This window comes from Vreelandella alkaliphila, assembly GCF_016107625.1.
In the GTDB taxonomy this organism is placed as follows: domain Bacteria; phylum Pseudomonadota; class Gammaproteobacteria; order Pseudomonadales; family Halomonadaceae; genus Vreelandella; species Vreelandella alkaliphila.
The window spans coordinates 495,390-509,689 of record NZ_JABASV010000001.1 but is presented as its reverse complement, the minus strand read 5'-3'; the positions used below and the strand labels follow the sequence as shown (position 1 = coordinate 509,689).

Annotated in this window: 15 protein-coding genes; 5 read left to right on the top strand and 10 right to left on the bottom strand. The window is 54.0% G+C overall.

From position 1 onward, the window contains the following. Window positions 1–24: 24 nt before the first annotated feature. From dprA to aroE, 4 genes are all read left to right on the top strand, one after another. Window positions 25–1,146 (top strand): DNA-processing protein DprA, encoded by a 1,122-nt coding sequence (dprA, locus tag JFC11_RS02285; protein WP_198348631.1) that lies wholly within the window; start codon window positions 25–27, stop codon window positions 1,144–1,146. Window positions 1,147–1,227: 81 nt separating this feature from the next. After that, window positions 1,228–1,785 carry an L-threonylcarbamoyladenylate synthase type 1 TsaC gene (tsaC, locus tag JFC11_RS02280; RefSeq protein ID WP_038481410.1) on the top strand — a complete coding sequence of 186 codons (558 nt, stop codon included), beginning with the start codon at window positions 1,228–1,230 and terminating at the stop codon, window positions 1,783–1,785. Window positions 1,786–1,858: 73 nt separating this feature from the next. Next, window positions 1,859–2,791 (top strand): oxygen-dependent coproporphyrinogen oxidase, encoded by a 933-nt coding sequence (gene hemF, locus JFC11_RS02275; RefSeq protein ID WP_198348630.1) that lies wholly within the window; start codon window positions 1,859–1,861, stop codon window positions 2,789–2,791. A gap of 9 nt (window positions 2,792–2,800) precedes the next feature. Next, a complete protein-coding gene (aroE, locus tag JFC11_RS02270) occupies window positions 2,801–3,628 on the top strand; it encodes a shikimate dehydrogenase (RefSeq protein ID WP_198348629.1) in 828 nt (275 codons plus the stop codon). A 97-nt stretch (window positions 3,629–3,725) separates the two neighbouring features. Here the strand turns inward: aroE and JFC11_RS02265 are convergent, their stop codons facing one another. Continuing rightward, window positions 3,726–3,983 carry a hypothetical protein gene (locus JFC11_RS02265; RefSeq protein WP_038481419.1) on the bottom strand — a complete coding sequence of 86 codons (258 nt, stop codon included), beginning with the start codon at window positions 3,981–3,983 and terminating at the stop codon, window positions 3,726–3,728. Window positions 3,984–4,005: 22 nt separating this feature from the next. Further along, window positions 4,006–4,809 carry a M48 family metallopeptidase gene (locus JFC11_RS02260; RefSeq protein ID WP_198348628.1) on the bottom strand — a complete coding sequence of 268 codons (804 nt, stop codon included), beginning with the start codon at window positions 4,807–4,809 and terminating at the stop codon, window positions 4,006–4,008. A gap of 97 nt (window positions 4,810–4,906) precedes the next feature. Between JFC11_RS02260 and JFC11_RS02255 the strand changes: the two genes are divergently transcribed. Further along, window positions 4,907–5,785, top strand: coding sequence for an ATP-binding protein (locus JFC11_RS02255; RefSeq protein ID WP_038481426.1), 879 nt, complete (start codon window positions 4,907–4,909; stop codon window positions 5,783–5,785). Here JFC11_RS02255 and JFC11_RS02250 read toward each other — a convergent pair. The 8 genes from JFC11_RS02250 to pilW all read right to left on the bottom strand — a co-directional run bounded on the left by JFC11_RS02250 (window position 5,782) and on the right by pilW (window position 14,181). Continuing rightward, window positions 5,782–6,396 carry a hypothetical protein gene (locus JFC11_RS02250; protein ID WP_120385752.1) on the bottom strand — a complete coding sequence of 205 codons (615 nt, stop codon included), beginning with the start codon at window positions 6,394–6,396 and terminating at the stop codon, window positions 5,782–5,784. The two genes, JFC11_RS02255 and JFC11_RS02250, sit on opposite strands and share 4 nt — an antisense overlap. A gap of 188 nt (window positions 6,397–6,584) precedes the next feature. Continuing rightward, window positions 6,585–7,988 (bottom strand): ribosome biogenesis GTPase Der, encoded by a 1,404-nt coding sequence (gene der, locus JFC11_RS02245; RefSeq protein ID WP_038481432.1) that lies wholly within the window; start codon window positions 7,986–7,988, stop codon window positions 6,585–6,587. Beyond that, window positions 7,985–9,169, bottom strand: coding sequence for an outer membrane protein assembly factor BamB (gene bamB / locus JFC11_RS02240; RefSeq protein ID WP_038481435.1), 1,185 nt, complete (start codon window positions 9,167–9,169; stop codon window positions 7,985–7,987). The genes der and bamB overlap by 4 nt, the downstream gene beginning before the upstream one ends. Then, entirely contained in the window at window positions 9,166–9,825 is a 660-nt protein-coding gene (locus JFC11_RS02235; RefSeq protein ID WP_198348627.1) for a YfgM family protein, read from the bottom strand. The genes bamB and JFC11_RS02235 overlap by 4 nt, the downstream gene beginning before the upstream one ends. A 77-nt stretch (window positions 9,826–9,902) precedes the next feature. Then, window positions 9,903–11,198, bottom strand: coding sequence for a histidine--tRNA ligase (hisS, locus tag JFC11_RS02230; RefSeq protein WP_038481442.1), 1,296 nt, complete (start codon window positions 11,196–11,198; stop codon window positions 9,903–9,905). 86 nt (window positions 11,199–11,284) lie between these two features. After that, entirely contained in the window at window positions 11,285–12,400 is a 1,116-nt protein-coding gene (gene ispG, locus JFC11_RS02225; protein ID WP_198348626.1) for a flavodoxin-dependent (E)-4-hydroxy-3-methylbut-2-enyl-diphosphate synthase, read from the bottom strand. An 8-nt stretch (window positions 12,401–12,408) separates the two neighbouring features. Continuing rightward, window positions 12,409–13,407 (bottom strand): RodZ domain-containing protein, encoded by a 999-nt coding sequence (locus tag JFC11_RS02220; protein WP_198348625.1) that lies wholly within the window; start codon window positions 13,405–13,407, stop codon window positions 12,409–12,411. A 39-nt stretch (window positions 13,408–13,446) separates the two neighbouring features. Further along, window positions 13,447–14,181 carry a type IV pilus biogenesis/stability protein PilW gene (gene pilW / locus JFC11_RS02215; protein WP_038481452.1) on the bottom strand — a complete coding sequence of 245 codons (735 nt, stop codon included), beginning with the start codon at window positions 14,179–14,181 and terminating at the stop codon, window positions 13,447–13,449. Between the last annotated feature and the right edge of the window lie 119 nt (window positions 14,182–14,300).

Genomic DNA, 14,300 nt, shown 5'->3' with positions numbered 1-14,300 from the left:
CCGCGCAACTAACAGGGGATAGGTATGGATGCCAAGGAGTGGCTAGTGGTGAATGAGCTACCGGGCATGGGGGCGCTTCGCACCGCAGCGCTGGCCGCCAAACAGCCGCAATGGCCCCATGGCTGGCTTGCTGGGCTGCCCAGTAATGCCGCGAGTGCGCTGCGGCTTTGGCTAGCGCAGCCAGAGCGCAGCCCGTTGCAGCAGGCAGTCGACCATACCTTCGCATGGCTAGCGGCTGCGCCTAATCGCCATTTGCTCCATCGCAATCATCCCGCATGGCCTGAGTTGCTCGATCAATTGCCGGACCCACCTGTGGTGCTTTGGGCACAAGGTGATCTTAGTGCACTAGATGGCCCAAAACTGGCCATGGTGGGCACTCGGCGTCCCACTGCTGAAGGAAGCGGTAATGCTCAGGCGTTTGCCAGAGAGCTTGCTAATCGCGGCTGGTGCATCGTCAGCGGCATGGCTCTCGGGGTTGATGGGGTTGCACAGCGCGCAGCGTTAGCGGCAGGCGGGCAGTCGATTGCGGTGCTTGGCTGTGGCGCTGATGTCATTTATCCGCCCCGTCACCGTGATTTACATGAGCAGCTAAGTAGCGTGCCAGGAGGCTTGTTATTATCCGAGCATCCGCCAGGAACCGTTGCTCGACCAGCCTTTTTTCCCCGACGTAATCGAATTGTAACCGGCCTTTCATTAGGTACGTTAGTGGTCGAAGCGACTGAGAAGAGCGGCTCGTTGGTAAGCGCACGATTAGCCCTTGAGCAAGACCGTGAGCTGTTTGCACTGCCCGGGTCGCTACATAACGTGCAGGCTCGTGGTTGCCTGCAGTTATTACGTAGCGGTGCGACGCTGGTGCGTCATGTGGACGATATTTTAGAAGAGTTGCAGCACTGGGCTGAACGTTATATGCCAACCGGTCCACGTGCTATCACTGACAACGCAAGCCTTGATTTGCCAATCGAGGACGATGAGCCCAAGGACAATGTACTAAGCGCGCTGGGCGCAACGCCAACGCCAATTGATATATTGGTTCAGAGCGCGGGCCTTACGGTCAGTGAATGCCAACAACGGTTATTGATGCTGGAACTTGATGGCAAAGTAGCGCAGCAAGCGGGCGGCTGGGTGCGTTTGACGCGGCCATGGTAGGATGTAAGTAACCGTTTTTCATCTACTGAAGATGTATCAATCTCAGGTGATGAGGGGCCGCGTTTGTAACGAGGAGCATCTATGAAATCGGCTGTTGAGGTTAAAGAAGCGGTACGAGCATTAAAAGAGGGGGGCGTTATCGCCTGCCCCACCGAAGCAGTCTGGGGGCTGAGCTGTGACCCAGATAACGATGAAGCGCTGGCGCATTTGATGCGTATGAAAGAGCGTGATCCCGCCAAAGGGGTGATTCTTGTTGCTGCGAATATTCAGCAATTTCAGCCTTGGCTAAACCAACTGCCAGTTGCACTGCATGCGCCCTTAGCGGCCAGCTGGCCTGGCCCTAATACTTGGCTAGTGCCTGACAATGGCCGTAGTCATGGTTTAGTGCGCGGTGCCCATCAGAGTGTGGCTCTACGGGTGACCGACCATCCGCTGATGAAGGCGCTCTGTGAGGCCTTTGGTGGCCCGCTAGTCTCTACCTCCGCTAATCGCGCGGGTGACCCACCCGCCATGAGTGCTGACGAAGTCGCGTCCATTTTCGGTGAGGAGGTCGCCGCGATTGTAGCAGGTGAGCTTGGGGGTAACGCAAAACCCAGCACCATCAAAGACTTGGTGACGGGCAAAGTAATGCGTTCATAGCGAGGCGCCTTGAGCTGTCTCTGTCATTGACTACTTACCAATCACACTTATCCTCGACCTCTTTGGAGTTACTGTGGCTCACGAGCACCTAGACGACGTTAAACATTACCTTCTGGATCTGCAGGAGCGGTTGTGTGCAGGGCTTGCCGCTGCTGATGGAAAAGCGACATTTAAAGAAGATAGCTGGCAGCGTGAAGAAGGCGGCGGCGGACGTTCAAGGGTCATCGAAGAAGGCGCTGTTTTCGAGAAAGGCGGTGTTAATTTCTCGCATGTTTACGGGGCTCAGTTGCCCCCCTCGGCGACGGCGGCACGACCAGAGCTAGCCGGACGCAGCTTTCATGCGGTGGGTGTTTCCTGGGTGCTCCATCCTGAAAACCCTAATGTGCCGACAAGCCACGGAAATGTCCGTTTCTTTATTGCTGAAAAAACGGGTGAAGCGCCGGTATGGTGGTTTGGTGGCGGCTTTGATCTAACGCCTTACTACCCGGTGTTTGAAGATGTTGTGCACTGGCATCGGGTTGCCCAGGCTGCCTGCGTGCCATTTGGCGAAGAGGTGTATCCGCGCTACAAAGCGTGGTGCGATGAGTACTTCTATCTTAAGCATCGCGACGAGACGCGTGGTGTTGGTGGACTGTTTTTCGATGATTTAAATGAAGGCAGTTTCGACGACTGTTTTGCTTTTCAGCGTGCGGTGGGCGATAGCTTTCTGGACGCCTATGTACCGATTGTAGAGCGCCGTAAGGGTGATGCTTGGGGTGAAAAAGAGCGTGATTTTCAGCTTTATCGCCGCGGCCGCTATGTAGAATTTAACTTAGTGTGGGATAGGGGCACTCTGTTTGGCTTGCAAAGCGGTGGGCGCACCGAATCCATCTTGATGTCGATGCCGCCGCTAGCCCGTTGGGAGTACGCATTTACACCGCCCGAGGGCAGCCGAGAGGCTAAGTTGCACGAGTACTTGGTGCCACGCGATTGGCTAGCCGAAGCCACCCAGATAGGTAAAGTGTAAGGAACCTGTATGACCGACCGTTACTGTGTCTTTGGAAACCCGATTAAGCACTCTAAGTCGCCATTAATTCACGAAGAGTTTGCTAACCAAACTCAGCAACCTATGACCTATACCGCCGAACTTGCACCGGTGGAAGGTTTTGCCAGTGCCTGGCGAGAGTTTGTGGCAGCGGGTGGTCGAGGGGCGAACGTGACCGTACCGTTCAAAGGCGATGCCTTTGCGCTGTGCGATACCCTGAGCCATCGTGCCAAGCGTGCTCAGGCAGTGAATACACTAATTGTCGGCGGCAATGGCCGTACCTACGGTGATACCACGGATGGCATTGGGCTGGTGCGTGACCTTGGATACCATCACGTACCCATTAAGGATAAACGCGTGCTGGTGATCGGTGCCGGTGGTGCAGTGCGTGGCGTGCTTGAACCGCTGCTTGCAGAGCAACCTCGTGACGTTGTTATCGTCAATCGAACGGCGGCAAAAGCCGTCCAATTAGCAGACGCATTTGCCGACTTAGGCACCCTTCATGGCGGTGGGTTTGAGACGTTAGAAGGCCAGTTTGATTTGGTCATCAATGGTACCAGTGCCAGTCTTACGGGTGATTTGCCGCCGTTACCGAATAACCTATTTAACCAGGGTGCTTGGGCCTACGACATGATGTATGGCTCGGAGCCCACGGTGTTTTTGCAGTGGGCAGGGCCACGCGGCGCCAAGTTGCTCGATGGCCTGGGTATGCTGGTCGAGCAAGCCGCCGAATCTTTCTTTTTATGGCGTAACCTGCGGCCTGAAACCGCCCCGGTGCGTACACTATTAAGGCAATCGTTGAACGTCGCCAGTGACTAGCGATAGCGAGCGTTTCCATACGCTCTGAAGATAAGACAGCAAAAGGCAGCCCTTGCGGCTGCCTTTTTCGGTTAATGCTGGTTGTGTTCTCTCGTGTTTAGCGAGATTTGGTGTAAAAGCCAATCATGCACATAACGAGACCAACCACAGAGACCAGCATGCCACCGTTGACTAGCAGCGGTGAGCGCTCAAGCCACGATACAAAGGGCTGCGGCGTGTCACGGCACGCATTTGTCAGGTAGTCCCAATGCCCCCCGTCGAGCTGGCAAGCGCGTACGTCACCAAGCTCCCAGAAATAGACGCCGAGCAACACTAAAATCGGCAAGACAAGCAGCAATAAACCAAGTCGAATCATTCAAACCTCAATATTAAGGTGCCTAGGGGCGTGGGCAGTTGGGAGTGCGGCCGCTATTACGCGCCTGTTCGTAGCTTGCTATGGCGTTATTCATGCTGGCTTGAAGCCCTTCGATACGCTGGCCTTCACTTGGGTGCGTCGACATCCAGGCGGGTGGGGCGCCACCGCCGGAGGCCGCCTGCATATTTTCCCAAACGGTAACGCTTTCCCGTGGGTCAAAACCTGCCTGGGCCATTAACTGAAGGCCGATAACATCGGCTTCACTTTCATGACTACGGGAGAACGGCAACGCAATACCGTATTCCGCTCCCATCCCCAGTACCCCCATCAGTTGTTGGCCACCCGGGGTTTGCATGCCGGAGGTGCTGGCAAGTACCGATAAACCAAGTGACGTTGCGCTTTTTGTTGAGGCGCGTTCGTTGGCATGATTCGCAATGACGTGGCCAATTTCGTGGCCGACAACCGAGGCAAGCTGGTTTTGATTGGTGGCGATATCAAGCATGCCCGTATTTACACCCATGTAGCCACCGGGCAGAGCAAAGGCGTTGGGCTGTTCAGATTCAAAGACACGGATTTGCCAATCAAGATTACGCTGTTCGGCTGGCAATACTTCTACAATGGCATCCGCGATGCACTGTACATAGCGGTGGCTTGCCTGACCTGCGGTGGGAATATCTTGTTGATACTGCGCAAAGGCTTGCTGGCCCATTTGATTAAGCTGATCATCTGAAAGCAGCAGCAACTGAGAGCGGCCGGTAGGTGACGTGGAGCATGCTGCGACAGAAGCACACAGTGCAGCAACAGCCAGGGGGCGAAGCCAGCGCATAAGCGGTTTCCTTATAGACGAGTAGGGATCTTTGCACACAAGATAACCACTGTCAGTGGTAAATCAACTCATATCATAACGCACTCTGAGGACAATCATGGATGCTGAATTGAGCCAACGCTTAACGCGGTTGCTGGACCACGTAGAACATTGGTTGCCGCCTGCACCGATCCAGGTGGATTGGGACAAGCATGTGGCGGCTATTTGGCAGCGCCACCCGTTAGGTGGTCGCTTAGTTCCCGTGCCACCACGCGACACGATGACACTGGATGACCTGTTAGGTATCGAGCGTCAAAAATTAGCCTTAGTTGATAACACCCGTGCATTTTTGCAGGGGCTACCCGCCAACCATGGTTTGCTATGGGGATCACGTGGCAGCGGGAAATCATCGGTGATTCGTGCGCTGCTTAACTCGTTGGCGAATGATGGGCTGCGCTTGATTCAAGTGGATCGCCACGATTTAGGTAGTCTGCCGATATTGGTAGAACAGCTGCGCGATACGCCGCATCGTTTCGTGGTGTATTGCGACGATCTTTCGTTTGAAGGTAATGATGATGCTTACAAGGCGTTAAAAAGCGTCTTAGACGGCGCCTTAACGGGGCCGCCGGAAAACGTCTTGTTGTATGCCACTTCTAACCGCCGCCATTTACTGCCGGAATCCATGGACGATAATAGCGGTACGCGTCTTGTGGGTGAAGAGCTGCATCACGGTGACGCTGTTGAGGAAAAGATCTCATTGTCGGATCGCTTCGGCTTATGGTTAGGTTTCCATCCTTTCAGCCAAGCGACTTACTTAGAGGTCTGTGAGCATTGGGTAGCTCGTATAGGTGATAAGCAGGATTGGAGTGATGCCGCACGGGCAGAAGCGGTTCGCTTTGCAACGCTAAGAGGAGGGCGCAGTGGCCGAACGGCTTGGCAGTTTGCAGCCCAGTGGGTGGGCCGCAAACGGCTTCATGAAGGAAGTCGTCAGGCTTAACGCACAGGCGTTAACTGGCCGTCGGCGCCTACGTTCAGGCGAATGGTCGGCGTTAAAAGCCCTGCAGGTAATGTCATACCCAGTCCACGCAGGTCTCCTGGCGTGATAGCAAGCTCACTGCCAGGCGGTAGTGAGCCCTGGGTGGCTAACTGACTGGCGAGTTCTAGCATTGGCATCATACGCTGAGTGTCGGTAGTCAGGATGTCAAACGCTACCGGTAGACGTAACGTTGAGTCTTCCCCTGATGTTAGCGTTACATCCTCTTGATATTGGCCTTGCACTGGATCGACTCCCGGCATATCGAGCATCCAACGGAAACCTGACATCTCAACAGCGGGCATACCGGTAGGTAAACCAAGGCCCATCGCTAAGGTGGCCTGAACGGGCAAGCTGCCAGCGCCAAGACTAGACGCAAGCAAACTTGTCAGGTCGCTAGTATCAAGCCCTGCTTGCACGTTATAAGGGCCAATACGCACCTCTTCAATGCCCAGCGATGTTACCGCCAAGCGAAAGGCAAATAAGCCTGTTTGGGGCAGGGCAAGGCAACCTGCTAGCAAGCTTGTCATCAGCAGCAAGAGCAAACCGCGCCCGCGTTTAATTGCGTAGTGCATTAATATCCCTCCTAAGAAGGGCAAAGGTTCAGAGGTGCAAAATGTCAGAGTGGCGATTGCCGAAAAACGCGGCTATTTGAGGGCTCGTGCGGGTAGCTGTCAAGCAGATTTACTCGATAATGGGGGCCATCAACCAAAACGCCTGCTGATGAGGGTCAGCAGGCGTTTGGTAGATTAATGAGCTAGCATTAGCGGCGGCTTTTACGTGCTTCTTTAGTACGGTTGAGCTCGCGTTTTTTGGCTTTCTCTTTATCGCTTGCCCCTGCCATGTGGTCAAACGGATTGCTACCCGAACGGAACTCAAAGCGCATTGGCGTACCGCGAACCTTCAACACTTTGCGGAAGGTGTTGGTTAGATAGCGGCGATAGGCTTCCGGCAGTGATTCAGTCTGATTGCCATGCACTACGATGATAGGTGGGTTGCTACCACCTTGGTGTGCCATGCGCAGTTTGATACGCCGGCCGTTAACCATGGGCGGCGGGTGCTGGCTGACCGCATCTTGAAGCAGCGTGGTCAATCGGTTGGTCGACCAGTGAGCGTTCGCGGCATTGAAAGCTCGTTCGATCGAAGGATAAAGATCACCCACAGCGGTGCCGTGTAGGGCGGAGATAAAATGCATCTCGGCATACTCAGCAAAGCCCAGGCGGCGCTTAATTTCTGCGCGCATTTTCTCTTTCGCTTCGCTTTCCAGTCCGTCCCACTTATTGATGGCCAGTACTAACGCGCGGCCAGTGGTTAGCACGTAATCTAGCAGGTGGAGATCTTGCTCAACTAAACCGCTGCGTGCATCGAGTACCATCACGGCGACGTGACACTCTTTGATAGCATCCAGGGTTTTGATAATAGAAAACTTTTCAGCAATCTCGCGAACGTTCTTACGCCGCCGAATACCCGCAGTATCAACCAATACGTAGGGCTTACCACGACGCTCGAACGGAATTTCAATCGCATCGCGGGTAGTGCCCGCCTCATCGAATACAACAACGCGCTCTTCGCCCAACAGCCGATTAACCAATGTGGATTTGCCCACGTTGGGACGGCCAATAACACCGATACGAATGCCTTTGGTGCCGGTATCCCCAGGAATGCTGGGATCGCGCTCGGGAAACGGCTCCAGCACTGTGTCAATGAGCAGTGAGACATTGCGGCCATGGGCGGCAGCAATCGGCCATGGGTCGCCAAGACCTAAGGTCCAGAAGTCGGCCATGGCCGAATGCTCTTCCAAACCATCGGTTTTGTTGACCACTAGCCAGGTTTTTTTCTGATTAACGCGCAGATGGTTCGCAATGGCTTCATCAGCCACGTTAAGCCCTGCGCGCGCGTCTACTAGAAACAGTACAATATCGGCTTCATCAATGGCGGCCAGGGACTGCTCGGCCATTGCCGCATCAATCCCTTCTTCGTCACCGCTGATGCCGCCGGTATCAATCACCGTATACGCTTTGCCGCCTAGCATTCCGTTCCCGTATTTACGGTCTCGGGTAAGGCCAGGAAAGTCCGCTACGAGCGCATCGCGTGAGCGGGTTAGGCGGTTAAACAACGTCGATTTGCCCACATTGGGCCGACCGACTAAAGCAATGACGGGTGTCATGGAGTTACTTCCAGGGTTTCCAGGCGACCATTATTGGCCTGGACATGAATGGTGCTGCCTTCAGTGGCAGGACGCACGCTGATGCCAGATTTGTGCACGCGCGTACGGCCTACTAACGTGCCTTCGCGGGCATCAAGTAGATGAACGTAGCCTTCGAAGTCACCGACGACCACGCGGCCATCTGCAAACGCAGGTGCTGTTAACCGGCGGTCTTCCAAGTCATCGTTACGCCACAATTCCTGTCCGTTGTCGGCATTCAGGCCAACGACGTGGCTATCATCAGTGACCACTAGCAGAATGTTACCTACCAAAATAGGGGTATGGCGGCTAGATAAGTTGCTTTCCCATAGAACGCCACCGCGGGTTGCTTCCAACGCTACGACGCTACCGTTATAGCTAGTAACGAAAAGTCGGCCATCAGGAGTTACTACCGGCTGACCGGCAAGATCAACCAACCTGTCGACGTCGCTACGTCCGCGGGGAGTAGCAATTTGTAACTCCCACAGTGGTTGACCATTGCGGTTGTCTAATGTTGCTAGTCGTCCGTTAGCAAAGCCAACAAAGCTTACAGGATCAATGACCATTGGCGTGCCGGTACCACGAAGGGTGAGCGAAGGTTGTGAACTGGCATATACCCAACGCTCCTCGCCAGTGACGCGGTCGAGTGCGGTGATTTGGCCGTCAACGCTCTGCACAAGTAGTAGCTGTTGATTCGCTTGAGGTGCTGCCAGCACTTCACTGGAAACCCGTGAGCGCCAATTGACACTACCGTCGCGCTGATCCAGGGAAATAACTTCTCCGTTACGAGTGCCTAAATAAACCTGACCTGCAATAGCGTTAAGCGCGCTTGAAATAGGCGTATCCAGCTCGATTTCCCACTCGCGATTGCCGTTATTGGCGTTAAAGGCGGCGACCAATCCATTGGCATCCGCAGCAAATACGGTGTCACCTTCGCGAGCCGGAGCAATGGGGTAGCGGGCACGACCAAGGCCGTCGCCTACGTTCCTGCTCCATACGCCATCAAGCGTAGAGGTTTCTGTAAAACTACGCAGCTCTTTAGGCGTGTAAGCCGGTTCGCCTTTACTGGCACAGCCTGCTAGCAAGGCGAGTGCCACGGCTCCGACGGTAATGCGCACAGACGGCTTTGAAAATAGCGATTTGGGAAGACTGGTCATGATCATTGTGTCACCTCTTCGACGCCGAGATCGTCAAGCTTGAACTGTACGCCGTAAAGCGGCTGATTCTGGGTTTGAGCCAGTTCTAGCGCAGTTTGCCAAGCGTCTCGCGCTTGTTCTGTTTGGTCTAGCGCAGCGTAAGCGTCGCCTCGCACGTTGGCCTGTTGAGCTGCCAGAGCATCGGTAATCGACTCATCTAACAAACTCAGGGCTGCTTGTGGATTGTTGTTTGCAATCTCAATGCGCGCTAATCTCAGCCATGCAAGACTTTGCACATAGCGGCGAGAGGAGTTGCTAGCCACGTTCTCAAGCGCACTTTTTGCTGCATCAAGGTCACCCTGTTGAACGGCTAAACGTGCTTCCAGCAACTGTGCTAACTCTGCGAAGAGGGTGTTGCCATGGTCACTGGTGATTTCATCAATGAGCTCACGGGCATTGGCTAACTGATCATCTGCCAAAGTGTTACCAGCGGTCATGTTGACGAGTTGCTGATATCGCACGGAGGCGGCTTCTGCTTGGCCTTCTTGATAGTTTTGCCATGCATTCCAGCCAAACACACCCGCCGCAGCAAGAACAGCCCCTGCTATGAGAGAGGTTCCGTTCTCTTTCCACCAGCGTTTAATTACCTCTAGCTGTTCTTCTTCGCTTCTCAGCTCCGCCACGGGCGGCCTCCTGTTCTTTAGCTCAGCCGCAAGGGCGGCTGGCGAGTGTTCGTCTGCCAATAGAGTAGGCAGTAAGGTTAGTGGGGCACTAGGTTTTGCAGTGTCGCGGTGAGCTCAGCCTGAGACACACGCAACTGCTCGCGATCATCACGCAGGAACTTAAGCGTTACGGCTTGCTCTGCTAGCTCATCTTCGCCCAATAAGACTGCAACAGGTGCGTTGCTTTTGTCCGCTTTTTTCATACGGCTTTTAAAACTACCGCCACCACAGTGCAACTGCAGCCTAAGGGTTGGCAGCTCACTACGTAGTTTTTCAGCCAGGGTGAGGGCGACAATAGTAGCGTTGTCATCCATGGGGAGCAGATACACATCGCAGCCACCTAGCGCTTCTTCTGGAATCAGGTCTAATGTTTCCAGCAGCAATATTAAGCGCTCGATACCCATGGCAAAACCAACGGCTGGCGTGGGCTTTCCGCCTAGTTGTTCGACCAGGCCATCGTAGCGGCCGCCTGCACATACCGTGCCTTGGCTGCCTAGGGCCGTGGTCGTCCACTCAAATACCGTACGGCAGTAGTAATCAAGACCGCGTACCAAGCGCGGGTTAACAACGTAGTCGATGCCTGCTGCATCCAGCATTGCTTTGAGTTGTTCAAAATGTGTCCGCGACTCATCGTCCAAATGATCCATCAACTGCGGCGCACCGTTGAGCATTTCCGCCATCGCTGGATTCTTGGAATCCAAAATGCGCAGTGGGTTGCTGGTGAGGCGACGCTTAGAGTCATCATCAAGGACGTCGTGATGCTGATCAAAATAAGCGACGAGTTTATCGCGATAGGCCGCGCGCGCCTCTGTGGAGCCTAGAGAGTTAAGCTCTAGCGTCACATGCTCCAGTAAGCCTAGCTCTTGCCATAGACGCGCTGAAAGCAGAATGACTTCCGCATCGATATCCGGTCCATCAAAGCCGTACGTTTCTACGCCTACCTGATGAAATTGACGATAGCGGCCTTTTTGCGGACGCTCGTGGCGGAACATCGGGCCCTGATACCACAACCGTTGCGTTTGGTTATGCAGCAAGCCATGTTCCATCGCTGCCCGTACACAGCTAGCTGTACCTTCGGGCCGCAGCGTCAGGCTGTCGCCGTTGCGGTCGTCGAACGTGTACATCTCTTTTTCGACAATATCGGTGACTTCACCAATAGAGCGAGCAAATAGCGCCGTTTGTTCAACAATGGGCGTACGGATTTCATCAAAGCCATAGCGATGCATCAACTGACGCACCTTGGCTTCAAAAAATTGCCAGCGGGGGCTTTCGCTGGGCAATAAATCATTCATACCACGGATAGCTTGAATTTTTTTTGCGGCGGACTTGCTCAATGAAAACTCCTTGTATGGGAGACAACGCTGGGGACGGGGAAAAGGTTATGCCCGCCTCCAGGTTGGGTATCACTTGCTCGGCTTTTTTAAACGCTGCGCGCAATCATGTCGTCTTCTTGCTGCTGTTTTTGGCGTACTTTCTCACGGATCAGCTTTTCAAGGTCATCCACCAAGTGGTCATTACGCAGCTTGCTAGCAGGTTTGCCATCGATGTACACCAAGTTGGCAGGAGAGCCGCCGGTTAGGCCAATATCGGTTTCTTTCGCTTCACCTGGGCCATTAACGACGCAACCAATCACCGATACGTCCAGTGGGGTCATGACGTCTTCAAGCCGCTCTTCTAGCTGGTTCATGGTGCTGATAACATCAAAATTCTGCCGTGAGCAGCTGGGGCAGGCAATAAAATTAATGCCTTTGGCCCGCAGTCGCAGGCTTTTAAGCATGTCAAAGCCGACTTTAATTTCTTCTACCGGGTCGGCGGCGAGCGATACGCGAATCGTGTCGCCAATGCCATCCATTAGCAGCATGCCAAGGCCAATCGATGACTTCACCGTACCAGAGCGCAGGCCGCCGGCTTCGGTAATGCCTAGATGGAGTGGCTGCTCGATACGGGTAGCCAGGTCGCGGTACGCTGCTACCGCCATAAACACATCTGAGGCTTTGACGCTGACTTTAAATTCCTGGAAATCAAGACGATCCAGGTAATCAATATGGCGCATGGCCGACTCCACTAACGCTGCGGGAGTAGGCTCGCCATACTTTTTCTGTAGGTTTTTTTCCAGCGACCCGGCATTGACGCCAATACGAATCGGTATGCCGTTATCGCGGGCAGCATTAACAACCGCACGTACGCGATCTTCGCGGCCAATGTTACCTGGATTAATACGCAAGCAGTCGACACCTAGTTCGGCGACACGCAGGGCAATTTTGTAGTCAAAATGAATGTCTGCCACCAGTGGGACATCGACACGCTGCTTAATTTTGCCAAAACTTTCAGCGGCGTCCATATCGGGTACCGAAACGCGGACAATATCGGCTCCCGCTTTTTCTAACTGCTGAATTTGTGCCACGGTGGCATCGACGTCCAGCGTATTTGTGTTGGTCATGCTCTGAACGGCAATAGGTGCATCACCACCTACGGCCACATTACCAACGTGAATTTGACGCGAGAAGCGGCGTTTAATCGGAGAAGGGGCGTGCATAAGACGGGTCACTCTCCCAAGGTAAAGCGGGCAACATTATTGGCACCGGCGCGCTGGACAAGGTTAACGGCCTCGCCTTCATAGCGCAGCTCTACGCCGGTGGCATTGCCGATAGTTAAACGAAAAGGCGGTTCGCCCTCAACACTTGCTGTGGTGCCAGGCGTTTGCAGACCAACGAACACCCGTTGGTTATTGGCATCAAAAATTTCAGTCCACGACTGCTCGTTAAACGTAAGTTCAAGCAGGTTCGGGTTTGTTGCGGGCGCTGTTTCAGTTGTGTTGTCTTCACTGTCAGTGGCGGCGTCCGCTTGTTCAGCTGTATCTGCAGAGGTGAGCTCAGCAGCTTCTGCCCCTTCGGAAGACGTAGACGGCTCAGATGCCGATTCAATGGCAGCCGTTGCGGCGTTAGCCGCTCCCTCATCGACTCCCTCGGCTGTGCCGGTTTGTTGTGCCGTTGCGGTGCTAGGAAGCTGAGGTGTGGCAACCAGCGTTTGTTCAGTCGGTGTTGCATTGTCGGCTGGCGTACCCATGGAACCACCCTCATCTTCTACAGAAGGGTTACTTCCCATGCTGGGGGGTTCGCTGCCGCCACGGCTTTGCCACCACATGACCGTGACGGCAATCAAGGCAACAATCACTAGCAGGGTGACTAGCTTAAATAACCAAGCGCCAATACGGGATGGTGGCCGGGTGACTGACACTGGAGCCACCCGACGATCTGTCTCTGTACTCCCATGGTTAGCTTGGTAGGCTTCAAGTACTAGACGATCATCCATGCCCAGGTATTTTGCATAAGCACGTAAATAGCCTCGGCGATAAGCGGCAACAGGGATTTCTTCGTAGTTATCTTGTTCTAAACCGTCGACAACCGCTGGGCGTAAATTAAGCGCCCGTGCGGCATCGGTAAGCGGTACGCCGAGTGCTTCGCGTTGGCGTGAGAGAAGCTCGCCAGGTGTTGCGGTTGGGCTAGAGGTCGTAACATTATCGTGTGATTGTGTATCGCTCATAGCTGAGCATCCTTCAATAATTAGGTGGTCAGGGCACCGTTAGTCAATATTCAATAAGCGCTGGTAGTTCGCAGCCGCAGCGTGATCACCACGGGCGTGGGCGATATCGATCGCCATTTCCAACGCGACTGGATCTTGCCCGGCCAGCTGCAAGTAGCGCTGCAGCGGCTCCCAGGCTTGACCATAATTGCCCTGTGAAACTTCAAGTTCGGCTAATAATAAATATCCACGCAGGCTACGTGGATCAATGCTCACTGCGCGCAATAAGCGTTTGCGCGCTTCATCAATGTCATCGGCTGCCAAATAGCACTGCCCTAGGTTAGTAAATAGCTGGGCACGATTGGCATATTGGGCATCGTGAGATGCTATTTCTAACTGTTCGCAAGCGGCGTTGAACTGCCCCTGCTGATATAAAAACGCCGCGTAATTATTACGCGCACGTGTCAAAGAAGGTGCTGTGTTAATCGCTTGCTGAAAATAGTGATTTGCAAGCTCATTTTCACTCTGCTGTTGATAGACCAGCGCAAGCGCCTGAAGTGCCTCGGCATTGCGTGGATTAATTTCAAGCGCACGATCAAGCGCGCTGAGCGCACGGGTTAGGTTGTCGCGTTCTAGGTAAGCAACTCCTAGTTGGGTGTAAGCGTCTGCAGCGTCATCGTCAGCCTGAGAAGACGTGCTGCCTGACGTGGCACAGCCAGCTAACAACATGCTGCTTACTAGCACGCACAGCATGTGAACCCGGGGTGGGTAAAAGCGCCAGCGGTGACTGATCATGTACACCCTCTTATAACAACCATTTTGCAGTGATTTGACGCGTTGTTATGTGACAACATTTGCGTATGTGGCGGTTTGAAAATGTGTCCATCAAAGCGCCGCGCTCGATGGAAGTCAAG

Excerpts from the sequence above, each read along its gene's own strand:
- ispG (WP_198348626.1), bottom strand. The coding sequence starts at position 12,400 with ATGCACGCCCCTTCTCCGATTAAACGCCGCTTCTCGCGTCAAATTCAC.
- aroE (WP_198348629.1), top strand. The coding sequence starts at position 2,801 with ATGACCGACCGTTACTGTGTCTTTGGAAACCCGATTAAGCACTCTAAG.
- pilW (WP_038481452.1), bottom strand. The coding sequence starts at position 14,181 with ATGATCAGTCACCGCTGGCGCTTTTACCCACCCCGGGTTCACATGCTG.
- JFC11_RS02265 (WP_038481419.1), bottom strand. The coding sequence starts at position 3,983 with ATGATTCGACTTGGTTTATTGCTGCTTGTCTTGCCGATTTTAGTGTTG.
- JFC11_RS02260 (WP_198348628.1), bottom strand. The coding sequence starts at position 4,809 with ATGCGCTGGCTTCGCCCCCTGGCTGTTGCTGCACTGTGTGCTTCTGTC.
- JFC11_RS02255 (WP_038481426.1), top strand. The coding sequence starts at position 4,907 with ATGGATGCTGAATTGAGCCAACGCTTAACGCGGTTGCTGGACCACGTA.
- JFC11_RS02220 (WP_198348625.1), bottom strand. The coding sequence starts at position 13,407 with ATGAGCGATACACAATCACACGATAATGTTACGACCTCTAGCCCAACC.
- dprA (WP_198348631.1), top strand. The coding sequence starts at position 25 with ATGGATGCCAAGGAGTGGCTAGTGGTGAATGAGCTACCGGGCATGGGG.
- JFC11_RS02250 (WP_120385752.1), bottom strand. The coding sequence starts at position 6,396 with ATGCACTACGCAATTAAACGCGGGCGCGGTTTGCTCTTGCTGCTGATG.
- tsaC (WP_038481410.1), top strand. The coding sequence starts at position 1,228 with ATGAAATCGGCTGTTGAGGTTAAAGAAGCGGTACGAGCATTAAAAGAG.
- der (WP_038481432.1), bottom strand. The coding sequence starts at position 7,988 with ATGACACCCGTCATTGCTTTAGTCGGTCGGCCCAATGTGGGCAAATCG.
- bamB (WP_038481435.1), bottom strand. The coding sequence starts at position 9,169 with ATGATCATGACCAGTCTTCCCAAATCGCTATTTTCAAAGCCGTCTGTG.